This is a genomic window from Hymenobacter persicinus (genome assembly GCF_004167665.1).
Taxonomy (GTDB): Bacteria; Bacteroidota; Bacteroidia; order Cytophagales; family Hymenobacteraceae; genus Hymenobacter; species Hymenobacter persicinus.
In genome coordinates this window covers 13482-36775 of sequence record NZ_SEWE01000044.1, presented here as the reverse complement: position 1 = coordinate 36775, position 23294 = coordinate 13482, and the positions used below count along the sequence as shown (strand labels likewise).

Sequence of the window (23294 nt, the reverse complement as noted above, 5' to 3'; positions counted from 1 at the left end):
TTGCTCCAGTAGTGGCCGATGTGGGGCCGGGCGGCCTGCAGTCCGAAGGTTTCGGCCAGGGCCACCGACAGCGCAAACTGCTCGATCAGGCGGGGCGTGACCTGCTGCCGGCTCAGCTCGTCGCAGATGGTCAGGGCCAGGGCAATGGCGTCGGGGGCGCGCAGGGCCGGAATGCCCACCACGCCCGCGTTCCACATGGTGTGCCGCTCGGTGAGGCGCACGCCGCCGTAGGTATGGCCTTGGGTCTGGTTCCACATCAGCTTCTCGGTTTTGCTGCCCAGTTGGGAAAGCTGGCCCTCGGGCTCGTGCATGAGGGCCGTGCCGCGGCGGAGCGTCTCGTGCAGGGCCTCGAAGGAACCGTGCAGAAACGTGTCGGAGTCGAGGTACAGAATCGGCGTATTGGGGAATTGCCGGGCCACGTGCTCCAGGGCCTTGATTTTGATGCGCCAGAAGAAGTTGAATTCGCCCTTCCACTCCTGCAGCGTGGCCTCGTCCACGGGCAGCACCGTCACAAACTCGTCGAGGTGGCGGTAAAAGTTTGGCGCGTCGGTTACCACCGTGATGCTGGTAAGGCCGGCGCGGTGCTTGAGGAACGTGAGAATGGAGAAGTTGGCCTGGAAGTGGTTTTTTATATTGGCACCAAATACCAGATACAGCAGATTCATAGGCGGAAGCTAAGCGGGAAACCAGAAGGCGGGTGGGGCCGGGCCAGCTAGCTCGCCGGCTCGTCTTCCCGGTTCACGGTGTCCATCGAAAACGCCGGCACGCAAATCGACCAATATTCCACTTCGGTGTCGAAGGGGTTGGAGTAGCGCACCCGGGCCCCGGCCTTGATCAGCAGCGACTCCCCGGCCCCGAGCTCAATCACGTCGCCGTCGACCTCAAACTGCTTGCGGCCCCGCACCACGATGGTGATTTCGTCGAACTCCGGGTTTTGGTGGGGCTCACTCCAGTGGGGCGGCGCCACCATGTGCGCCACGCTGTACTGGCCGGTCTGGGTGCTGGCCCAGCCAATGTGCTCCTCAATGAGCTTGCCGTCGGTGGTCGGGACGCGGAAAGGGTTTTGCTGGCGGAAATAGCGCTTTTCGGACATGGCGGGAAAGGTAGTTAGTTGGTTTTGGAGCCGGCGCACTCGCCCTGGGTGAAGGACGTGACGCCCGCGTTGGTGGCCGCGCAGGCGTTGCCGTAGGTTTTGCCGTCGCAGCCGCAGACCGGGTTGTAGTCCATGGTGCACATGGCGTCCTTGCGGATCTTGCTGGCGTCGATGCAGGGGGCCGTGGCGGCGGGCGGCGTGTGGGAGGTGCAGGCCGGCAGCGTCAGGGCGAGCAGCAGGCCGGCAAAAGCGGATTTGAGCATGGCAGAAGCAGAATGGGGATGCACCAACAACGCAAAGGTAGCAGCGGCAGTTTAGGGCCGGGGCCTGCATATCTGGTTTCAACTATTTTTTGCGGCCTTCCCATAACCCCGGCCCTTAGGCTTCGTATAGGCAGGCAGACTGGTCGTTTGGCGGATGAGCTTCGGCCCACATTCCGCCAGTTCTGCCACCCCGCGGGGCCATTCTGCACCACCTTGTTTATCATTCACCCTTTCTCTCCCTCAACACCATGTCCTATCACGAAGAAGACAACTCCGGTAAAATCCTTCTCGCTGCTCTCGCTGGCGCTGGCGCCGGTATCATTGCCGGTATGCTGATGGCTCCCGACAAAGGCACTGCTACCCGCGAAAACCTGAAGAACGCCGCCACCAAATACAGCGGCACGCTCGGCGAGCAGCTGTCGAAGTATGGCGAAGAGCTGGACTCGAAGTTCAAAGGCTACATGAGCAAGCTCGAAGATATGGGCCTGACCGGCGCTGGCAGCAGCCTTAACATGAAAGGCGACTGGAACCAGGCTAAAGGCAAGCTGAAGCAGCAGTACGCTCAGCTCACCGATGAAGATCTGGACTACACCGAAGGCAAAGGCGACGAACTCGTTGGCCGTCTGCAGGAGAAACTCGGCAAAGCCAAAAGCGAAGTTGTGAAGATGCTGAACGACCTGTAGGTCGACACTCTTCCAATCCCAAAAGCGGCCTTCTTTCTGCGGAAAGAAGGCCGCATTTGCGTAAAACATTCCCCTCTGCCGCCCCGTTACACCAGCAGCGCCGGGCTCTGAGCCGGCCGCTGGCTTTCCCTTCTCATTTGCCCTTACTTCCATGAAAGACACCAACGGAAAAGTAATTCTGTCCCTGCTGGCCGGCGCTACCGCCGGCATCGTGGCCGGCCTGCTGCTGGCTCCCGAAACCGGCGACCAGACCCGCGCTGGCCTCAAGGAATCAGCCTCCAAGTGGGGTGGCGACCTGAGCAAGCTGCTCAAGGACGGCCTGGCCAAGCTCAACGACCTGAAAGGGGATGCTGCCGCCGGCTCCGACCAAACCCAGCAAAGCCGCAGCGCCGCCGACGACCTGCTCAACTCCATGAACAGCGGGCAGGACACAGACTACGCCGGCAGCGTGGACCGCGCCGACCATAATACCGACTACGACGGCATCGGCAACGACGCCCGCCATACCGGCGATTCTGGCTACGGCCGGACGCTCTAAATTTTTTTTCGGCCGCGCGTAACCTATTCGGCCGCTGCTCGTTAAAGACACTATACAACGTGCTTGAAAGAAGATTCGGAGAAGCCGTTGAAGTAAAATTGCCGACAGTAGGAGCTTCTATTCAGACAGGTTTTTTGTCCGCTTAGCAAAATCAGACTCGTCCATCGCACATTTCTTCAACGAACCCTAATCGGAAGGGTAAGCAGTTGTAAAAGAAAAGCCTCCCACGACTTACGTGGGAGGCTTTTCGATTTTCAGGTCTTTCCAGATGCTCCCGACAACGCTACGCGTTGCTGCGGCCTAACCGCAATAAGGTCAAGTCCGGTAGTGAGTAAGGCAGCGTCGGCAGGGTGGGGGCGGGTTTGGGAGCGGTGGTTGGCACTTTATGCGAATACCGCTACATTGCGGTACATCCCGCTCCGTATTCTGCTAACCCCACGCTGTAGCAACTGCTACGGCCGTATCCCTCTAAGCCCGCCCTCTCTCGCCGCATGAAAGAAATGATTTTACGCCTGGCCATGCTTTCGATGAAAAGCATTCCGCTGGACTCTTATCGATATCTGTTGCTCAAACCGCTGTTTAAGCTAAATCATGAAGTGCTGAATGGCTTTCACAGCTTCAACAACGACCGGTTTTTTATTTATCAGGTCGACAATCATTTTCTGCCTACTCAATCCCTGGCCTGGCCTATTACCTACAAGAATTTTGAGAAGTGGTGCGATACCACGGCCCTGAATAAATATAAGGTAAGCCCCGGCGACGTCATTGTCGATATCGGTGCGGGCATGGGTGAGGAAATTATTGTGCTGTCTCACCGCGTGGGGCCTACCGGCAAAGTGTACGCCGTAGAAGCCAATCCGCAGGTGTGTTCTATCCTGGAGCGCGTGGCCAAGCTCAACAAGCTCGACAACACCGTCATTGCCAATCTGGCCATCAACAGCTCCAACGAGGATATCACCCTCACCGACGACGCGGACTCCTACCTGGCCGGGACGCTGTTCAACAAAACGGCCAGTGCGACGGCCAAAGTCTACAAAGTGCGCGGCGTGACGATGGACACGTTCTTCGAAGAAAACAACATCACGCACATTGATTTGCTGAAATCTAATATCGAAGGGGCCGAGCGGTTTGTAGTGGATTCGATTTCTAAAAAATACGTCAACCGCATTAAGTGCGTAGCCATTTCCTGCCACGATTTCCGGTACGCCGTGGACGGCAACGAATTTTTCAAAACCAAGGAATACGTGTCAAAATTCCTGACCGATAATGGCTTTGAAATTTCCAGCCAACAATCCGGCGTCGGGCACATTGATGATTACGTGTACGGGGTCAACAAAAATTACGGACTGAATTAGGCGGGCATAAAACATCGGTCAAGGCAAAGCGCTTTCTGGATAAAACCGGCAGCCAGTCGTTCAGCCAAGAAATAACATAAAAAGAGCCCGTCAGCTGCTGCTGACGGGCTCTTTTTATACTCGGTAAGTTGCCGGATTAGCTGTTGTCGGCTTCCGGCTTGGCTGGTGCTTTCTCCAGTTTTTCGGGCTTCATCTGGGGGAAGAACAGCACGTCCTGAATCGAGTTGGAGTTAGTCATGATCATGCTGAGCCGGTCGATGCCGATGCCCAGGCCGGCCGTGGGCGGCATGCCGTATTCCAGAGCCCGCAGGAAGTCCTCGTCGAGCACCATGGCCTCGGTGTCGCCGCGCTTGCCGAGCTCCAGCTGGTCCTCGAAGCGCTGGCGCTGGTCGATGGGGTCGTTGAGCTCGGAAAAGGCGTTGCAGATTTCCTTGCCGTTGCAAATGGCTTCGAACCGCTCCACCAAGCCCGGCTTCGAGCGGTGCTTTTTGGCCAGCGGCGACATTTCCACCGGGTAATCGGTGATGAACGTGGGCTGAATCAGCTTGGGCTCCACGTGTTCCCCGAAGATTTCGTCGATAATCTTGGCTTTGCCCATGCTGGGGTCGAGGGGCACGTGCAGCTGCTTGGCGGCGGCGCGCAGGCCTTCCTCGTCGAGCTCCGAGATATCGACGCCGGTGAAGTGCTGGATGGACTCGGCCATCGTGAAGCGCTTCCAGGGCCGCTGGAAGTTGATAACGTTCTGACCAACCTGCACCTCGGTCTTGCCGTGCAGGGCCATTGCCACCCGCTCCACCATTTCCTCCACCAGGTCCATCATCCAGTAGTAGTCCTTGTAGGCCACGTAGAGCTCCATCTGGGTGAACTCGGGGTTGTGGAACCGGCTCATGCCCTCGTTGCGGAAGTCCTTGCTGAACTCGTACACCCCGTCGAAACCGCCCACGATGAGGCGCTTCAGGTACAGCTCGTTGGCAATGCGCAGGTAGAGCGTCATGTCCAGCGTGTTGTGGAAGGTCTTGAAGGGCCGGGCTGCCGCGCCGCCGTACAAGGGCTGCAGAATTGGGGTTTCCACCTCCAGGTAGCCTTTGTCGTTGAGGTAGTTGCGCATGGCCTGCACCAGCTGGGTGCGCTTGACGAACGTGTCGCGCACCTGCGGGTTCACCACCAGGTCCACGTAGCGCTGCCGGTAGCGGGCTTCGGGGTCGGTGAAGGCGTCGTAGGTTTTCTTCTCGCCGGTCGCCTCATCCACGGCCTCGCGCACCACGGGCAGCGGGTGCAGGCTCTTGCTAAGCAGCACCAGTTCCTTCACGTGCACGGACGTTTCACCCACCTGGGTTTTGAATACGTAGCCCTTTACGCCGATAAAGTCGCCGAGGTCGAGCAGCTTCTTGAATACTGCGTTGTACAGCGTCTTGTCCTCGCCGGGGCAGATTTCGTCGCGGTTGACGTAGAGCTGAATGCGGCCCGAGGAGTCCATCAGCTCGGCAAACGACGCCTTGCCCATCACCCGCACCGACATCAGCCGGCCGGCCAGCGTCACTTCCTGGAAGTTGTTGAGCTCGGGGTGGTAGTTGTCCTGAATTTCCTGCGCGTAGAAATTGACATCGAACAGCTCGGAAGGGTAGGGGTCGATGCCAAGGCTACGGAGCTCATCGAGCTTGTTACGACGAATTTGCTCCTGTTCGCTGAGGTGGTGCATGGGTATGGGCTTAGAAAGAGGCCGCGGGGCCGGAAAAGTCAAGCTGCAAAAATAGTCTGATTCGGGCAGTGTTAAGCCACGCCCACCGTAAAAACACAAAAAGCGCCACCCCAGAGGAGCAGCGCTTAGGTCTATATGCAGTAAGGCGTTAAGAAAACTAGGTTGGAGCCGTGCTAGGCGGCAATACTCATCTGCTGCTGGGGCTCCTGGCCGGTCAGCTGGGGCTCGACGCGGGTACGCAGACGCTCGGCCACGAAGGAGTTCTGCAGGTGCTTAGGTAGCTCGGCCACCATCTGTTGATAACGCTCCAGGCCCACGGCTTTAGCAATGTAGGTTTCGTGAATGCCGTTGAGGTAGCTCACGATGTTGAGCAAAGACTGGTGGAACAGGCTAAAGTCAATTTCGGCTTCCACGTAGCGCTCAATCTCGCGACTGGTCTGCGAAATCTGCAGGCGGCCCAGCAGGTCGAAGATGGTGGTGTAGCCTAAGCGCCAGGTAATCTGCTGCCAGTGGGAAGCCGTCCACTTGTCGAGCACCTTGCCCGTCTTCTGGCTACGCAGGGCAGTGTTGGGGTTGTTCTGCACCTGCTGGCGAGTCCACTGGGCCTTCATCTTGCGGGTAGTGCGTAGAAACTGGCCAATCTGAGCCTGGGCTTCAATCTCCTTGCCGGCAATGTGCAAACCGGGCTTATAACCCGCCAGCGGCAGCCGGTGAATGCTGAAGTCGCCATAAGCGCCGGCGGCATAGAACGACACGGGCCGGGGGTAGGCATTGCGCACCACCAAGCGGCCCACTTCACGCCGCACCAAAGAAGAGTTATTGCTCCGCACGCCGGTCGTGTACAGGAAAGCCTGCAGGCCCGACAAGATGGTGTGATAAGCTTGCGGGAAAGTCCAGTGCAGGGCGTTGCGCAGATAGTCCTCGTCGCCGAGTTCCGCGGTGGCCCGCAGGGCGTACTCGGTGCTCCAGCACGAATGCAGCAGCTTGGTAACAGCCTGTAGGTCGGCGTCGGTCAGCTCAGCGTGGTGAGCCCGGAAGAAAGGCAGATGCTGCAACCCACCGTTGGCATCGTCATTCTCCTGGATGTGATAGTTGATGGCAAAGAAGTAGTTGAGAAACACCTGGGCGGGAATGGATTTGCGCCACGTTTCCTCAGCTTGCTTCTGCTCGTCCGTCACGAGCGGGAAGATGTTATTCTCAGTTGTCGTTGTCATGCTAAGTAAACAGCTGACGACTAATTTGAGTTGCACGTTTACTAAAAATATTCGCCAAATTATTGGTGGCATATATTATTGAAAAACAGATATTTGTGATTGATAATAGTCCTGCTTTTTCACTAGGTTGAAATGATATGTTTGCTAATGTATTTGGGTGGAAAACGATAGGCAACAAAAAGCCCCTGCACCGGGATGGTACAGGGGCTGAAATCAGCTGGCAAAAAGACCGGCTATTGAATTTGGTCTTTGATGACCGAAACGGCCTCGTGCAGGGTGATATCCTTTTTGAGGTTCTTCGTGAAGCGCGAAGCGCGGTTTATCTGTACCGAGTCGGTACCGAGCTGGCGGACATCGGCCATGAGTGGGGCAATATCCAGCGGCGTCGCCACTTTCTGCACAGCCTCATACTTGTCCGACTCAGCTTTGGCCTGCTCCTGCTCGGCGCGGAACTTAGTCAGGTTCAGGGAAACCAGGGTCTCGTCCTTCCGCTTGCGCATGCGCTGGACCATCTCGTTCATCATCTTGAAGCTCGGATTGGCGGCAACGCGGCCTTGGCTGGCAGCCCGCAGCTTGTCGTAAGCCGGCGGGTTGCTCCAAGCGCGGTAGCGGGCGGGCGTAATTTCATCCCACTTCAGTGGATAGTCAGATTCCTTTTCGCCCTGGTCGAGGTAGCTGTAGGCATCCGGCAACACAATGTCCGGAACGACGCCCTTGAACTGGGTAGAGCCGCCGTTGATGCGGTAGAACTTCTGCGTGGTCAGCTTCAGCGAGCCAAATGGCTTCAGCGAGTTGAAGTCACCAAGCATGTCGTCCAGATCTACGATGCGCTGCACGGTGCCCTTGCCATAGGTGCTGGCCGAGCCCATGATGATGCCGCGCTTGTAATCCTGAATGGCGGCGGCCAGAATCTCGGAGGCCGAGGCGCTGTACTTATTGACCAGTACTACGAGCGGGCCGGAGTACTGTACCCGGGGGTCCCGGTCATTAAGGATGCTAGGCGAGCCCTGGCCCGAGCGAACCTGCACTACCGGACCGCTGTCCACAAACAAGCCGGTCATGTCAACGGCGTCGCCCAAAGAGCCCCCACCGTTGAAGCGCAGGTCGAGAACTACACCCTGTACGTTTTCCTTGCTAAGCTTCTCGAGCTCCTTTTTCACGTCTTCCGCCGAACTGCGGCCGCCGTTGTCGCTAAAGTCGGCGTAGAAGCCGGGCAGACGCAGGTAGCCGATTTTCTTACCACCTTCATTCACGATGGCCGACTTGGCGTAGGTTTCCTCAATAACCACTACGTCGCGGATAATTGGGATAATCTTGGTGCTGCCATCGGCTTTTTTCACCGTTAGGCGCACTTCCGTACCCCGCTTGCCGCGAATCAGCACGATGGCTTTATCCAAGCGCCAGCCTTCTACCGATACCGGCTCTTCAGCACCCTGGGCCACGCGCATGATGATGTCGCCGGCTTTGAGCTCACCCTGACGATACGAAGCGCTACCGGGGATAATGTCGGCTACTTTGATCTGACCGTCTTTCTCCTGCAGCGTGGCGCCGATACCTTCAAAACGACCCGTCATTGCCTGGTCGAAGGCGTCTTTATCGCGCGGGGCGTAGTATTCCGTGTGGGGGTCGTAAGTGTTGGCAATAACGTTGGCATAGGCTGCCAGCCGCTCATTGTCGTCGGTTTGCTTGAGGTCCTTAAACTGGTCATCGAAGTACTTCAGTACCCGCTTCCGGGCTTCTGCCTCCATTTCAACTGGCGTCAGCGTCTTGGTCGTGATGACGGCCGTCGACGGCTTGGCCGATACCGAAGCCAGTGGCTTGTCTTTCTTCTTGGACTGCTCGTCCATAAGCTCCGACAGGCGAATCAGGGTCTGATACTTCAGATACTTGCGCCACTCTTCGCGCTGGGCGGCAGCATCGGCGGCAAAAACCATCTTATCGGGCTCGGTTTCAAACGATTCCTGGGTGGAAAAGTCGAACGGCTTAGACAGAATGTCGCGGTAGAGAGCCTGCACGTCGTTGGTGCGCTGAAGCATGAGCTTGGTGCCCAGATCCAGGAACTCGTGGGTGCCACGCTTTACCTGGTCGTCGATGTCGGTCTGGTACTTGCGCAGCTGCGCCACATCCGACTGCAACAGGAACTTCTTGTTGTAGTCGAGTCGCTTCAGGCCAAGGTCAAACACGCGCTTGGAGAAGGTGTCGTCGATTTTTTCGGGTTGGTAATGGGCGGCGCTCAGGCCTTGGAGCATAGCTTTGATCAGCACCTCGTCTTTCTGAGGCGAGCCAGAGCTATCATTGCGCCGATACAGCTTGTAAGATGCCAGTACGAATACTACCAACACCAACGAGGCATACAGGCCTATTTTCAGGCGGGGAGAAGACATGGAATCGGGTTGAATGGGAGGAAAATCAAATGTAAGCAAAAGCCGCTCTCAGGCTACGCGCTACCGCAGGTCACGGTTTTATCTGAAACGCCAGGCAACGGGAAATAAGTGCCCGTTTGGTAGCAACGACTACTATAAGGCGCATGTAACCAAGCGAAGGTTGCACCGGTGGACGGTGACCGTAGGGCCAGCTTTGCCACGCAGGTAACGCTGGGAATAAAACACGGAAAATCAGTTGAAGTTTCGATGAACTTCTGCCCAGCTATAAAAAGAAAAAAGACCTCCCCCAGAGAGGGGAGGTCTTTTTTTACGTTAAGAGCGGGATGCTACTAGTAGCGACGTACCCGGTCGCCGTTGCTGCGACGGAACTCCTCTTCGAAGTAACGAGCATCTTCGTCGTTGCGGGGTTTCACGCCCATCACGATGCCGCCGTTCTTCACGTCGTTCTCGTATTCAGCAGCGTGCTCCTCAGGAATGCCCGAGCCTACCAGAGCGCCTACCAAGCCGCCCGTCAGACCACCGGCACCAGCGCCAGCCAGAGCGGCAGCGATAGGTCCAGCGATGATCAGGCCCAGGCCGGGCAGAGCTACCGAAGTACCGATAGCGGCAATGGCGCCGATGATTGCACCAGCGGTGCCACCGATAGCCGAGCCTACGCCGGCACCTTCCATAGCTTTGTCGCCGAGGTCGGTGTGTACGGTATCATCACCGAAGTGCGTCTTGCGGGTTTCGTCCGACATGAGCAGGTTCACGTCGTCTTTGCCGTAGCCACGCGAAGACAGGGTGCTGTAAGCACGCTCAGCGCTGGCACGGTCGCGGAACGAACTGGTCAGCATGCCCGAGCCGGCTTTGTTCTGATATGGTTCGCCGGTTACGGCGTGAGCAGCTTCGTCAGCGGCGTTCTGTACGGCGTCAATGCCGCGGCCTACTACTGCACCGGGCGTGCCAGCAACGGCAGCGCCTTTGGCGGTAGCGCTGAAGTCGTCACCGTCGGTGCTATTGGTTACACCCGTACCAGCGTTGTAGCTCGTGCCTTCGTTGCTCGAGCTCGAGCTGTTGCCGAAGCCGGTACCCGTGTTCGTCGTGCCGTAGTTAGCGCCTGCGCCAGTACCAGTATTCTGCGGGTTGTTTGGATCGTTGGTGTTCATAGTGTTGGTTGAGTGGGGAAAGGAAAGTTGGAAAGAAAGAATCTGAAGCAGGCATCAACTTGCGTCGGATTGCTTCAGCTTCGAGGTTCTTAACGGCTCCACGGAATGAGGGGTTACAAAAAAATATGTAACTAACCAAATTCTATTGCCCCTTATTCAACCAAAACAGTAAAAACCAGCCGGAGGGGTCGGCTAAGCGAATTTTTCGTAGTTCTGCTCATCCTGCCAAAAGGCTCGGCACTCCCGGCGCAGGTTTTTGAGAAACTCCGGATCCTGCTTGAGTGTGCGCCATTCGCCGAGACCCAGCCGCTCACAGAGCTTGTAGAAATTGTCGCCTTGGCCCTTGGAGCCTTCCACCTTCACCAGGCAGCTCAGAATGGGGCGGTTGGCGCGAAACTCGGTTTCCGACAGCTCCGCCAGCAGCTCATTGAGTCGGGACTTCTCGTGGGAGATTTCCAGATTGAGGCCTAATTCAGCTTCCTGGACTAGATTGAGGTAGCTGGTGGTGCCGACCTGGTGGCGGGCAAAGCGGATCAGATGGTTGCGGACTCGTCCGTTCATTAAGCAGGTGTGGGAATGGATGCGGAAAGTAGCGAAAAAAAGCCCGCTGCCCCGGATTTAAGTTCCGAAGCAGCGGGCCGGATGCAAGCCAAAACTGTGCCGAGGCTGTAAAACCCTATTTGTGCGCTTTGCGGCGGGTCATTTCTTTCTGGATGAGCAGAAACTCCCGGCTGCTTTGCCCGGCAATGGCAGTATTCTCATCAGCCCGCCGCAGCAAGTAGGGCATTACCGCTTCCACCGGGCCATAGGGCACATACTTGGCCGTGTTGTAGCCCGCATTGGCTAGGTTGTAGCTCAAGTTGTCGCTCATACCGTAGAGCTGGGCAAACCAGATGCGTGGGTCGCCGGGGCGCAGGTTGAACTCCTGCATGAGCTCGGTCAGCAGCAGAGAGCTGTCCTCATTGTGGGTGCCAGCGCAGATGCTGATGCGGTCGGCGTGGGCCACGCAGTAGCGCAGGGCCTCGTTGTAGAGCTGATCGGTGGCGGCTTTGGTGGGGTTGATGGGGTTCTGGTAGCCGCGCTGAGTAGCCGTGCGGGCCTCCTTTTCCATGTAAGCCCCGCGCACGAGCTTGCCCCCCAAGTAGTAGCCACCCTTCACAGCTGCCTCGTAAGCGTCCTTGATGGCGTCGAGGCGGTCGTGGCGGTAGAGCTGGTAGGTGTTCCAGACGATGGCCGCCTCCTTATTGTACTTGGCCATCATCTCGTAGGCCAGGTTGTCGATGGTTTCCTGGAACCAGCTTTCCTCGGCATCAACGAACACGCGTACGCCGTACTGGTGGGCGCGGGCGCAGATGGCTTCCACGCGGGCCTTGGCGCGGGCATAGCTGGCCTGCTCAGCCGCCGACAGCTCTTTGCCGGCCTGCACTTTCTCCAGCAGGGCGCTGTCGGCCACGCCGGTGACCTTGAAAACCGAGAAGGGAATGTGGGTCGAGCGGTGGGCCAGGTCGATAGTGGCCAGAATTTCGTCGCGGGTGTGGTCGAAGCTCTGGTCGCTGCCTTCGCCTTCCACCGAGTAGTCGAGGATGGTGCCGATGTTGTAGCGGCCCAACTCCTCGATGACGGGCATGCACTCCCGGATGGTTTCGCCGCCGCAGAACTGGCCGAAGATGGTTTCCTTGATCAGGAATTTCACCGGCAGGTGCCACTTCAGGGCAGCCTTCATCATACCGCCGCCCATCTTCACGAGCCCGTTATTGTTCATGGCGGCGAACAGGGCGTACATCTTGCGCAACTCCCCGTCCGACTTGGAGGCGAAGGCAACGGCGGTGTCGTTGAAGGAAATGGGGGGGGCTTGGGTTAATGCCATAGGGGTGGGTAGCTTTGGGCGGCTGTCTGGGTAGCAAAGATAAAGCTTAAACATCGTTTTGGCCGGCCTAGTTACCCAGGTGCCGCGCTTTCCTGCCCGGCCCGAACGCCCAGGGACGAAGCTTCTTTCAGGGCTTCAGTTTTTTCTTCTTTTCTTCTACTTCCGCATGGAAATTCCCGTTGCCCTCGACACCTACTTTACCCGCCTGCTGGCCACCAAAGGCAAACCCCTGCTCATTGCGGGGCCATGCAGCGCCGAAACCGAGGAACAGGTGCTGGCTACCGCCCGCGGGGTAAAGGCGCTGGGCAACATCGACCTGTTTCGGGCCGGCATCTGGAAGCCCCGCACCCGGCCCGGCTCATTCGAGGGCGTGGGCTCGGTGGGGCTGCCCTGGCTGCAGCGGGTGCGCACTGAAGTTGGGCTGCCCGTGGCGGTGGAAGTGGCCACGCCGCGGCACGTGGAAGAGGCGTTGACCCACGGGGTCGACGTGCTTTGGATTGGCGCCCGCACCACCGTCAACCCTTTCGCCGTGCAGGAGCTGGCCGACGCCCTGGCGGGCACCGGCGTGCCGGTGATGGTGAAAAACCCGGTGAATCCCGACGTGGCACTGTGGGCCGGCGCTCTGGAGCGGCTGGAGCGGGCCGGCATCCTGGATCTGGCCGCTATTCACCGCGGCTTCAGCACCTTCACCCCCTCGCGCTACCGCAACGCGCCCACCTGGCAGCTGCCTATTGAGCTCAAAACCCGGTTTCCGCACATTCCGCTGATCTGCGACCCCAGCCACATCGGAGGGCGCCGCGACCTGCTGCTGCCCATCGCCCAGAAAGCCCTCGACCTCGATTATGACGGGCTGATGATTGAAACGCATCCCGACCCCGACCACGCCCTCAGCGACGCTGAGCAGCAGGTGACACCCGTGCGGCTGGGGGAAATCCTGGACGAGCTCAAGTACCGCCGCCGCTCCTCCGATGATGCCAACTACCTCAACAAGGCTGAGGAGTTGCGCCAGAAGATGGACGTGGCTGACCACGAAATCCTGGAGGCTCTGGCCCGGCGCATGGCGCTGGTGGAAGAGCTGGCCGGCTACAAAAAGGAAAACGACGTGAAAATCCTGCAGTTGGACCGCTGGAACGAGATTTTTGCCTCGCGCCAGCAGTGGGCCGGCAAGCTCAACGTGAACGAGAAGTTTGTGGCCGAGCTCTACAAGCTGATTCACTTGGAAAGCATCCGTAAGCAGACCGAGATAATGCAGCGTCCCGTTTAGCCCCGCTTTTCTTTTTTCGCCTCCCTTACCTTTGCGTATGTCTGATTCCCAACTACTGATTGGTCCGGAAAGCCTGCCGGCACTGGCCGAGTTGCTGCGGCGGCCGGCCGTGAGCCAGGTGCTGGTGGTGGCCGACGCCAACACGGCCCGCCTGTGCTATCCGCTGCTGAAGCCGCATTTGCCCGAGAACCACGAGCTGCTCGAACTTCCGGCCGGGGAGGAGTACAAGACCCTGGCGACCTGCGAAACCGTGTGGAGCCACCTTACCGAGCGGCACGCCGACCGATTTGCCGTAGTCGTGAACCTGGGCGGTGGGGTCGTGACGGACCTGGGCGGTTTCTGCGCAGCCGTGTACAAACGCGGGCTGCGCTTCGTACAGGTCCCAACCACGCTGCTGGCCCAGGTCGACGCCAGCGTGGGTGGTAAAACCGGCATTGACTTTCTGGGCTTCAAAAACCAGTTGGGCGTGTTTCAGGAGCCGGCCGGCGTCTTTATCGAGCCCGCCTTCCTGGCTACCCTCGACCCGCGCCAGCTTAAGTCGGGCTACGCCGAGGTGGTGAAACACTGGCTGATTGCCGATGCCGCCGCCTTCGAAACCCAGCGCCACCAGGGCCTGTTCGTCGAGGATTGGACGCCGGTTATCCGCGAGTCGGTGGCGACCAAGCAGCGCATCGTGGCCGCCGACCCGCTAGAAAGCGGCTTGCGCAAGGTGCTCAACTTCGGTCATACCGTGGGCCACGCCCTGGAAAGCTACCTGCTGCTGCAACCCGGCCGCGAGGTGCTGCACGGCGAGGCTATTGCGGCCGGGATGGTGTGCGAAAGCTGGATTTCACACCAGAAAGGGTTGCTCAGCGACTTAGAGCTGGACCGCATCGAAACCTTCCTGTTTTCGATTTACGACAAGATTCAGTTCGTGACGCTCGAAACGGACGCCATTGCTGAGCTGGCCCTGCAAGACAAGAAAAACAGCGGCACCACCATCAACTGCACCCTGCTCGAGGGCATCGGCCGCGCCCGCTACGACCAGCCCGTGACCCTGGCCGAGCTGGCCGATTCACTGCGCTACTACCACCGACTGTAAGTATCCGCAGGCTTTTTGCCGGCTCCGGCCGGATCTTCAACGCTTCAAACGCTTCCGCTTATCAACGCTTCCTCGTCTTTTCTGCACCTGCGCTGGCCCGGTGGCCCGCTCCGGGGCATTGCCCAGCTGCCTTCGTCCAAAAGTGAAAGCAACCGCGCCCTTATCATTCAGGCCCTGGCCGGCGGGGGCGAGCTGGAAAACCTCTCGGACGCCAACGACACCCAGCTTATGCAGCGCCTGCTGACGGATCAGCAAGCCCCCGAGTTCAACGCCGAGGATGCCGGCACCGTGATGCGCTTTCTGACGGCTTACCTAGCCGCCACCGGCCGCACCACCCAGCTGGTAGGCACGGCGCGCATGTACGAGCGGCCCATTGCCGTGTTGGTAGAAGCACTCCGGCAGCTGGGTGCCGACATTGAGTATGCGGGCCAGGATGGCTACCCGCCACTGAGGCTCAACGGCTGGCACCCGGCCCTGGCCGCCGACGAGCCCGCGGAACTCACCGTGCGCGGCGACATCAGCAGCCAGTACATTTCGGCGCTATTGATGATTGGGCCCACTTTGCCGGCCGGCCTGCGCCTGTGGCTGACGGGTAAAGTCGGCTCCCGGCCCTATATCCGGATGACGCAAAGCCTGATGCAGCACTTCGGGGCCACCTGCCGCGACTTGGGCACGGTGCTCGAAGTACGCCCCGGTGCTTACCAGCCCGCCGATTACACGATTGAGTCGGACTGGTCGGCGGCCAGCTACTGGTACGCCCTGGTGGCGCTGGGGGAAGAGGGCTCGACCATCATTCTGCCCGGCCTGCGGGAGCATTCCTGGCAGGGCGACCAGGCCATTGTCGGCATCATGGACCAGCTGGGCGTAGCTACCGAATTTTTCCCCGACGGAGTGCAGCTCACCCGGAAAGCGTCGGCGGCGGCCGTCGAGCAGGACTTTTCCGACTGCCCCGACCTGGCCCAGACCGTGGCCGTGGTAGCGGCCGCGTTAGGTATTCCGGTAGCCATGACCGGTCTGGAAAGTCTGCGCATCAAGGAAACCGACCGAATTCTGGCATTGCAAACCGAGCTGGCTAAGTTCGGCGCCACCATGGCCGAGGAAGCTCCGGAACGGTTTGTGGTCCGCTCGGCAAACTTCCAGGTGAACGGTCAGCAGGTTGAAACCTACCACGACCACCGCATGGCCATGGCCTTCGCGCCGCTGGCTCTGCGCGGCCCCCTGACTGTGCTCGGGCCGCAGGTGGTGCGCAAGTCGTACCCGCGGTTCTGGAAGGAACTCGAGCGGGCCGGCTTCGCCGTGCAAGAGCAGGGCTAGGTCCTACTGCGGTAGCAAGGTGCGGAAATAGGCCGCCGAGTGCTGCAACCGGCTGCCGTACCAACTGAACAGCTCCCCGTCCACGATGCGCACCTCGGCCGTGGGGCAGATGGCTTGGAACTCGGCCACGTGCTTATGGCCGAAAGGGTAGGGCTCCGACGACAGCAGAATCACGTCTGGTGCGGCCTGGGCTAGCTGTTCCGCGGTTATTTCGGGGTAGCGCGCCTGGCCGGCAAACACGTTTGTGAAACCGGCCCGCCCCAGCAAATCGTCGATAAAGGTGCCGGTAGCGGCCACCATGTAAGGCTTGCGCCAGATAAAGTAAGCCGCCGAGCGAGGCAGCGCTACCGACGGCAGCTGCGCAAACGAAGCCCCAATGGCGTCGGCCAGCTGCCGGGCGCGCTCGGGGGCGCCGGCCACCAGCCCCACCTGCCGAATCATGGCCAGGGCCTCGTCCAGGGTGGCAATGTCGCTCAGCCAGACCGGGTATTTCGCCGCCAGCTGCTCGATTCCCTCCTGGTAATTTTCCTCCTTGTTGCCCAGAATCAGATCCGGCTTCAGGGCGGCAATTTTGGCGAAGTCGAAGTTTTTGGTGCCCCCAACAACGGTGGCTTTTGTCCGCGCGTGGGCCGGATGAATGCAGAACTTGGTTACGCCCACCACTTTTCCGCTTAGCCCCAGGTCAAACAGGAGTTCGGTCTGGGAGGGTACCAGCGACACAATGCGCTGGGGCGGAAACGGCACGGCCACGCGCCGGCCCATCTGGTCGGTAACGGTGAGCGGCGGAAACAAGGGCGGCAGGTCCATCACGAGAAGGTCTAAAACGCCAATTGCACTTCGCAGCACGCTGAACAGAATCGGCTAACGGCCTCGTTCAACGTGCCACGAAGTGCAACTTCGGGTTATAAGTCAACAAAAGCTTACTTGAAGTAGCGGAAGTCGTGCCCGTCCTCGATGCGCAGCAGCGTTTCGTAGATCAGCTTGGTCACGTTCTCCACGTCGTCCTGGTGCACGGTTTCGACGGTGGTGTGCATGTACTTCAGCGGCAACGAAATCAGGGCCGAAGCCACACCCGAGCCCGAGTAAGCAAACGCGTCGGTGTCGGTGCCGGTGGCCCGGGTAGCGGCAGCGCGCTGAAACGGAATGGCCGACTGCTGGGCCGTTTCGATGATCAGGTCGCGCAGGTTGTTCTGCACCGCCGGGCCGTAGGTGATAACCGGACCTTTGCCGCAGGCAATGTCGCCGGCCGTCTTCTTCTCGTACATCGGCGACTGACTGTCGTGGGTCACGTCGGTGATGATGGCCACGTCGGGGTTGATGCGGTGGGCAATCATCTCGGCCCCGCGCAGCCCGATTTCCTCCTGCACCGCATTCACGATGTAGAGGCCGAAGGGCAGCTTCTTGTCGTTTTCCTGGAGCATGCGGGCCACTTCGGCAATCATGAAGCCACCGATGCGGTTGTCGAGGGCGCGGCCGACGTAGAACTTCTCGTTGAGGACCATAAACTCGTCTTCAAACGTGACGACTGAGCCCACGTGGATGCCCATTTCCTCGACTTCTTCCTTGGAGGCGGCGCCGCAGTCGAGGTAGATGGTTTCGATGGTCGGGGCCTTGTCCTGCTCCACCTTGCGCACGTGAATGGCGGGCCAGCCGAATACGGCCTTCACGATGCCTTTGGCGGTGTGAATATTGACGCGCTTCGACGGGGCTACCAGCGCATCCGAGCCGCCGTTGCGACGCAGGTACAGGTAGCCTTCCTTGGTGATGTAGTTAACGAAGTAGCTGATTTCGTCGGCGTGGGCCTCGATGACGACTTTGTACTTGGCTTCGGGGTTGATGACGCCCACGACCGTGCCGTAGGTGTCCACGAAATACTCATCGATGTAGGGCTTAAGGTAGTCGAGCCACAGTTTCTGGCCTTCTTTCTCAAAACCGGTCGGGGAGGGGTTATTGAGGTACTTCTGCAGGAAGTCGAAGCTTTCGTTACGCATACTAAAAAAGATATTCCCGGCGTGGTGGGGGCAATAGAGCGGGGTTTGTCTCGGGTGCCGGGGACGGTAAACTGCGGATAAAATTTGAAATTCCGGCAGTCTGCGGCCCCGACGGCGCGGGGCAAGACTGCCGGCCCGTTCAGTAACTACAATTACAGGGGAATGTTGCCGTGCTTTTTACGCGGCAGCACGTCGACCTTGTTTTCGAGCATCTTGAAAGCCCGAATCAGCTTCTGCCGGGTCTGGGAAGGCAGAATCACCTCGTCGACGAAGCCGCGGTGGGCGGCCCGGTAAGGCGTAGCAAACTTCTGCTGGTACTCGTCGACCTTCTCCTGGAGCTTGGCTTCGGGGTTTTCGGCCTGGGCAATTTCGCGCTTGAAGATGATTTCGGCCGCGCCCTTGGCGCCCATCACCGCAATTTCGGCCGTGGGCCAGGCAAAGTTCAAATCGGCACCGATGTGCTTGGAGTTCATCACGTCGTAGGCCCCACCGTAGGCTTTGCGGGTAATGACGGTGATGCGCGGCACGGTGGCCTCGCAGAAGGCGTAGAGCAGCTTGGCCCCGTTGGTGATGATGCCGCGCCACTCCTGGTCGGTGCCGGGCAGGAAGCCGGGCACGTCCTCGAGCACCAGCAGCGGAATGTTGAACGAGTCGCAGAAGCGCACGAAGCGCGCTGCCTTAGTCGAGGCGTTGATGTCGAGCACGCCGGCCAGCACGGCGGGCTGGTTGCCCACGATACCGATGCTGCGGCCCCCGAGGCGGGCAAAACCCACCACGATGTTCTCGGCGAAGTTCTGGTGCACTTCCAGGAAGGAGTCAGCGTCAATAATGCCTTCAATCACCTCCCGAATATCGTAGGGCTGATTGGGGTTGTCGGGAATGATGCCGTCCAGCACGGTGCGGCTTTCGTCGGCCTGGGCCTCGTAGGGCAGCATCGGCGCCGTTTCCTCACAGTTCTGGGGCATATAGCTCAGCAGGGCCTTGAGCTGGTTGATGCAGGCCACCTCGTTGGGGGCCGTGAAGTGGGTCACCCCGCTCTTGGCCGAATGGGTGCTGGCGCCGCCCAGCTCTTCACTGGTCACGTTTTCGTGGGTCACGGTCTTGACCACGTTCGGGCCCGTCACGAACATATAGCTCGTGTTTTCCACCATCAGCACGAAGTCGGTAATGGCCGGGGAGTACACCGCCCCGCCCGCGCACGGCCCCATGATGGCCGAGAGCTGGGGCACCACGCCCGAGGCCAGGGTATTTTTGTAGAAAATGTCGGCGTAGCCGCCCAAGCTTACCACGCCCTCCTGAATTCGGGCCCCGCCCGAGTCGTTGAGGCCCAGCACCGGCGCACCGTTCTTCATGGCCAGGTCCATGATCTTGACGATTTTCTCGGCGTGGGTTTCGCTCAGCGAGCCGCCAAACACCGTGAAGTCCTGGGAGAAAACGTACACCAGGCGGCCGTTTACCGTGCCGTAGCCCGTCACGACGCCGTCGCCGAGGTAGTACTCCTTGTCGAGGCCGAAGTCCTTGGAGCGGTGCATCACGAACTTGCCAATTTCCTCGAATGAGCCTTCGTCCATCAGCAGGTCAATCCGCTCCCGGGCCGTGAGCTTGCCTTTTTTGTGCTGGGCGTCGATGCGGGCCTGGCCCCCGCCGAGCAGGGCTTCAGCGTTCTTGGCGGCGAGAATGTCGATTTTGGAAAGCTGGGCGTCGGCGTGCGGATCGGACATTGAGGAAATGGTGGGATGAGAAGTGAGGCCAAAGGTAACGCAACCCCGCAAAAAAAGCCGCACCAGTTTCGGGCGGCTTTTGCACGGGCGGCAGATGGCTGCATTTAGCGCTTAGGCACAAAAAAAGGCCGGCCCCCGTAGGGAACCGGCCTTTTCGTTATTCCAGCGAATTACTCGCCTTTCTTCTTCGAGTCCTTGGGCTCATCGTCCGTCGGCTCCGGGGCTTCCTCAGGCCGCTCGTCGCTGGCCAGATTCGGCTTTTCCCCGCTCTTGGAAACAGCAAAGGTCAGTTCTTCCTTGCCTTCCTCAAAGTCGGCGGTGATAATGTCGCCCTGCACGATTTCGGCCTTCAGGATTTCCTCGGCAATCGGGTCTTCGATGTACTTCTGGATAGCCCGGTTCAGCGGCCGTGCGCCGTACTTGGGGTCGTAGCCTTTCTCGGCCACGAAGTCCTTGGCTTTCTCGGTCAGCTCGACTTTGTAGCCCAGCGTCTGGATGCGGCCCAGCAGCTTCGACAGCGAAATGTCGATGATGCGGTGAATGTCCTTTTTCTCCAGGGAGTTGAAGACAATCACGTCGTCCAAGCGGTTGAGGAACTCGGGCGAGAAGGTCTTGCGCAGGGCGTTGGTGATAGTGCCCTTCGTCAGCTCATCCAAGTTCTCGGTGCGGGCCTTGGTGCCGAAGCCGATACCGGCGCCGAAATCAGCCAAATCCCGCGCCCCGATGTTCGAGGTCATGATGATGATGGTGTTGCGGAAGTCCACCTTGCGGCCAAGGCCGTCGGTCAGGATACCGTCGTCGAGCACTTGCAGCAGCAGGTTGTACACATCGGGGTGCGCCTTTTCGATTTCGTCGAGCAGAATCACCGAGTACGGCTTGCGGCGGATTTTCTCCGTCAACTGACCGCCTTCTTCGTAGCCCACGTAGCCGGGAGGGGCGCCCACCAGGCGCGAGACGCTGAATTTCTCCATGTACTCGCTCATGTCGATGCGGACGAGCGAGTCTTCCTTATCGAACAGGTAGGTGGCGAGCACCTTCGCCAGCTCGGTTTTACCCACACCGGTCGGGCCGAGGAACACGAATGAGCCAATCGGCTTCTTCGGGTCTTTCAGGCCCACGCGGGTGCGCTGGATAGCTTTCACCAACTGCTTGATAGCTTTGTCCTGGCCGATAACCTTTCCCTGAAGCTCTTCGCCCATGTTGAGCAGCTTCTGGCTTTCGTTCTGGGCCACGCGCACCACGGGAATACCGGTCATCATGGCGATTACCTCAGCCACGTTTTCCTCCTTCACCGTGTAGCGCTTCTTCTTGGTCTCGTCCTCCCAGTTCTTCTTGGCCTGGTCGAGCTGCTCCAAGAGCTTTTTCTCCTTGTCGCGGAGCTGGGCGGCTTCCTCGTATTTCTGCGACTTCACCACCCGGTTTTTCTCCGTCTTGATGTTCTCGATGCTCTCTTCGAGCTTCAGGATATCCTCGGGCACCACAATGTTGTTGATGTGCACGCGGGCGCCGGCCTCGTCGAGAATGTCGATAGCCTTGTCGGGCAGGAACCGGTCACTCATGTAGCGGTCCGACAGCTTTACGCAGGCCTCAATGGCCTTGTCGGTATACACCACGTGGTGGTGGTCCTGGTACTTATCCTTGATGTTGTGCAGGATTTCGATGGTTTCCTCGGGCGTGGTGGGGTCCACCATTACCATCTGGAAACGACGGGCCAAAGCGCCGTCCTTCTCGATGTACTGCCGGTATTCATCCAGCGTAGTAGCACCGATGCATTGAATTTCGCCGCGGGCCAGGGCCGGCTTGAACATGTTGGAGGCGTCGAGCGAGCCCGAAGCCCCGCCGGCACCCACAATCGTGTGCAGCTCGTCGATGAACAGAATCACGTCGGGCGACTTTTCCAGCTCGTTCATTACGGCCTTCATGCGCTCCTCAAACTGGCCACGGTACTTGGTACCGGCCACAAGCGAAGCCAGGTCGAGCGTGACGACGCGCTTGCCGAACAGCACCCGCGATACTTTCTTCTGGATGATGCGCAGGGCGAGGCCTTCGGCAATTGCGGTTTTACCCACACCAGGCTCACCGATCAGAATCGGGTTGTTCTTTTTGCGGCGGCTCAGGATCTGGGCTACGCGCTCAATCTCTTTTTCCCGGCCCACGATGGGGTCGAGCTTGTCGTCCTCGGCGAGCTTGGTCAGGTCGCGGCCGAAGTTGTCGAGCACCGGAGTGCGCGATTTCTCGCCGGCCTTGCGGGGAGCGGCGCCGCTCCCGGCGGAACCGCTTTTACCCGCGCCACCCCCAAAGAGGCGGTCGTTGTCATCGTCGTCGGTGTCGGGGGCGCGGTCGGTGGGGGCAGTGTTGCCGTGGTAGTCCAGCGAGTCGCGAACGGCTTCGTAGTTCACGTTGAATTTGCTGAGAATTTGGGACGAAATATTGTCTTCATCGCGCAGAATCGAGAGCAGCAGGTGTTCGGTGCCGATGATTTCGCTTTTGAAGATTTTGGCCTCGAGGTAGGTTATCTTGAGGACTTTCTCGGTCTGCTTGGTCAGCGGGATGGAGCCGGTAATGCTCGTGCCCTGGGTGGCCGTGTTACGAGTGGCTTGCTCGAGGGCGTACTTAAGCTCCTCTACCGATACGCCCAGTTTTTTGAGCAAACCAATAGCAGTGCCTTCCCCTTCGCGAATCATGCCAAGCAACAGATGTTCGGTACCGATATAGTCGTGTCCGAGCCGGATGGCCTCTTCCCGGCTCAGGGAGATGACCTCCTTGACTCGATTTGAGAATTTAGCTTCCATGCAAATAAGGTAGTGAAGAAAAACGGAACCCCGCAAGGGCCAAGAACGCTTATTTGCGGGTTGGGCCGATATAACCTGAAAACAGGAAGAGTCGGGCGAAGGTTCGGCGGCTAATAGGAGTGCTACGTAAGAAAACTCCCCGCGGCCGGCCCCTGCATGAAAAGCAGGTCTAAGATGCTGAGGCCCGGTACAAAATCTTTACCAAAGGTCTGCAGGTAGGGTCGGGGGTGGCCCGTACCGGACGTAGTGTCAGGCTCGGGGGCCGCGGAAGCTTTCGGCGTCAGCCAATCCCGCCGGTCGTGCACGACGGCGGCAGGATACGAGGAACGGTATTCGGTCGTAAATTCTACGGGAATCGGCAGGCGCAGGCACCGCAGGTAGAAGCGCAGCAGAGCCACATTGAGTTCGAAGAGCAGCGCCGGCTTTTGCCAATAGATGTCGCGGAGGTAATCGGCGTAGTACTCAAAGTACGGGGTTCCGCCGTACGCGGTTTGCAGGCTGCGCCAGTGCGTGTGCACCCAGTTCTGCCGGTAGTCGATTTCCAGGGCCGAGGTCAATACCTTCTCGCTGCGGTTACCATTCACGACGGGCACCGTCAGGGGCTTGACGCCCTGATTGGTCAGGATCAGGCAGCGGTTACGGTAGGTTTGCTTGTGATAGTGCTCGTGGCGCTCCAGCCACAGGGCGTCGGCTCCGGCCAGGGCGGCGAAGAAGGTGGTGGGAGGATTGTATTGGGACTCAAACAGAACGGGCATAAACGAAAAAGCTGGCGGATGGGCCGGGCCTGAACTAGGCCGCGGACGGCGTGATGTTAGCGGAAAACGCCGGAATAAGCGCCACGCCGCACGAAGAATCACGGGGCGACACCCACGCAGGAAAACCGCACA

Annotated in this window: 20 protein-coding genes; 6 read left to right on the top strand and 14 right to left on the bottom strand. The window is 59.2% G+C overall.

The window, feature by feature from the left end:
- From EWM57_RS17030 to EWM57_RS17020, 3 genes are all read right to left on the bottom strand, one after another.
- Positions 1-665: hypothetical protein (locus EWM57_RS17030; protein WP_129922356.1), on the bottom strand; the 665-nt coding region annotated here is incomplete at its 3' end.
- Between the two features lie 47 nt (positions 666-712).
- On the bottom strand, positions 713-1093 hold the full coding sequence (locus tag EWM57_RS17025) for a cupin domain-containing protein (protein WP_129922355.1): 381 nt from the start codon (positions 1091-1093) through the stop codon (positions 713-715).
- Positions 1094-1107: 14 nt separating this feature from the next.
- Positions 1108-1356, bottom strand: a complete 249-nt coding sequence (locus EWM57_RS17020; protein WP_129922354.1) for a Kazal-type serine protease inhibitor domain-containing protein — start codon at positions 1354-1356, stop codon at positions 1108-1110.
- A gap of 248 nt (positions 1357-1604) precedes the next feature.
- Here EWM57_RS17020 and EWM57_RS21855 point away from each other — a divergent pair, with 248 nt between their 5' ends.
- From EWM57_RS21855 to EWM57_RS17005, 3 genes are all read left to right on the top strand, one after another.
- On the top strand, positions 1605-2039 hold the full coding sequence (locus EWM57_RS21855; RefSeq protein WP_129922353.1) for a CsbD family protein: 435 nt from the start codon (positions 1605-1607) through the stop codon (positions 2037-2039).
- Positions 2040-2190: 151 nt separating this feature from the next.
- On the top strand, positions 2191-2577 hold the full coding sequence (locus EWM57_RS17010; protein ID WP_129922352.1) for a YtxH domain-containing protein: 387 nt from the start codon (positions 2191-2193) through the stop codon (positions 2575-2577).
- A 491-nt stretch (positions 2578-3068) separates the two neighbouring features.
- Positions 3069-3932, top strand: coding sequence for an FkbM family methyltransferase (locus tag EWM57_RS17005; protein WP_129922351.1), 864 nt, complete (start codon positions 3069-3071; stop codon positions 3930-3932).
- 136 nt (positions 3933-4068) lie between these two features.
- Here the strand turns inward: EWM57_RS17005 and lysS are convergent, their stop codons facing one another.
- The 6 genes from lysS to EWM57_RS16975 all read right to left on the bottom strand — a co-directional run bounded on the left by lysS (position 4069) and on the right by EWM57_RS16975 (position 12244).
- Positions 4069-5631: a lysine--tRNA ligase gene (lysS, locus tag EWM57_RS17000; protein WP_129922350.1), complete on the bottom strand. Its 1563-nt coding sequence runs from the start codon at positions 5629-5631 to the stop codon at positions 4069-4071.
- A gap of 173 nt (positions 5632-5804) precedes the next feature.
- Positions 5805-6845, bottom strand: coding sequence for a hypothetical protein (locus tag EWM57_RS16995; RefSeq protein ID WP_129922349.1), 1041 nt, complete (start codon positions 6843-6845; stop codon positions 5805-5807).
- A gap of 233 nt (positions 6846-7078) precedes the next feature.
- A complete protein-coding gene (locus EWM57_RS16990; RefSeq protein WP_129922348.1) occupies positions 7079-9229 on the bottom strand; it encodes a carboxy terminal-processing peptidase in 2151 nt (716 codons plus the stop codon).
- 329 nt (positions 9230-9558) lie between these two features.
- Positions 9559-10377 (bottom strand): hypothetical protein, encoded by an 819-nt coding sequence (locus EWM57_RS21850; RefSeq protein ID WP_317128203.1) that lies wholly within the window; start codon positions 10375-10377, stop codon positions 9559-9561.
- A 192-nt stretch (positions 10378-10569) separates the two neighbouring features.
- Complete coding sequence (locus EWM57_RS16980) at positions 10570-10938, bottom strand: hypothetical protein (protein ID WP_129922347.1); 369 nt, start codon at positions 10936-10938, stop codon at positions 10570-10572.
- A gap of 115 nt (positions 10939-11053) precedes the next feature.
- A complete protein-coding gene (locus tag EWM57_RS16975; protein ID WP_129922346.1) occupies positions 11054-12244 on the bottom strand; it encodes a proline dehydrogenase family protein in 1191 nt (396 codons plus the stop codon).
- A gap of 166 nt (positions 12245-12410) precedes the next feature.
- On the opposite strand from EWM57_RS16975, the gene EWM57_RS16970 reads away from it, so the two are divergent.
- The 3 genes from EWM57_RS16970 to EWM57_RS16960 are packed head-to-tail and all read left to right on the top strand — an operon-like array spanning position 12411 to position 15903.
- On the top strand, positions 12411-13508 hold the full coding sequence (locus tag EWM57_RS16970) for a chorismate mutase (protein WP_129922345.1): 1098 nt from the start codon (positions 12411-12413) through the stop codon (positions 13506-13508).
- A 37-nt stretch (positions 13509-13545) separates the two neighbouring features.
- Positions 13546-14589, top strand: a complete 1044-nt coding sequence (gene aroB, locus EWM57_RS16965; RefSeq protein WP_129922344.1) for a 3-dehydroquinate synthase — start codon at positions 13546-13548, stop codon at positions 14587-14589.
- 15 nt (positions 14590-14604) lie between these two features.
- The gene (locus tag EWM57_RS16960) at positions 14605-15903 is read left to right on the top strand and encodes a 3-phosphoshikimate 1-carboxyvinyltransferase (RefSeq protein ID WP_317128202.1); all 1299 of its coding nucleotides are present in this window, start codon (positions 14605-14607) and stop codon (positions 15901-15903) included.
- A 3-nt stretch (positions 15904-15906) separates the two neighbouring features.
- Here EWM57_RS16960 and EWM57_RS16955 read toward each other — a convergent pair whose 3' ends face one another.
- From EWM57_RS16955 to EWM57_RS16935, 5 genes are all read right to left on the bottom strand, one after another.
- A complete protein-coding gene (locus tag EWM57_RS16955) occupies positions 15907-16710 on the bottom strand; it encodes a helical backbone metal receptor (protein ID WP_242510118.1) in 804 nt (267 codons plus the stop codon).
- A 113-nt stretch (positions 16711-16823) separates the two neighbouring features.
- The gene (locus EWM57_RS16950) at positions 16824-17894 is read right to left on the bottom strand and encodes a M42 family metallopeptidase (RefSeq protein WP_129922343.1); all 1071 of its coding nucleotides are present in this window, start codon (positions 17892-17894) and stop codon (positions 16824-16826) included.
- A 152-nt stretch (positions 17895-18046) separates the two neighbouring features.
- Complete coding sequence (locus EWM57_RS16945; protein ID WP_129922342.1) at positions 18047-19615, bottom strand: acyl-CoA carboxylase subunit beta; 1569 nt, start codon at positions 19613-19615, stop codon at positions 18047-18049.
- Between the two features lie 170 nt (positions 19616-19785).
- Positions 19786-22407, bottom strand: coding sequence for an ATP-dependent Clp protease ATP-binding subunit (locus EWM57_RS16940; protein WP_129922341.1), 2622 nt, complete (start codon positions 22405-22407; stop codon positions 19786-19788).
- Positions 22408-22529: 122 nt separating this feature from the next.
- Positions 22530-23162 (bottom strand): WbqC family protein, encoded by a 633-nt coding sequence (locus tag EWM57_RS16935; RefSeq protein WP_129922340.1) that lies wholly within the window; start codon positions 23160-23162, stop codon positions 22530-22532.
- Positions 23163-23294 lie beyond the last annotated feature (132 nt).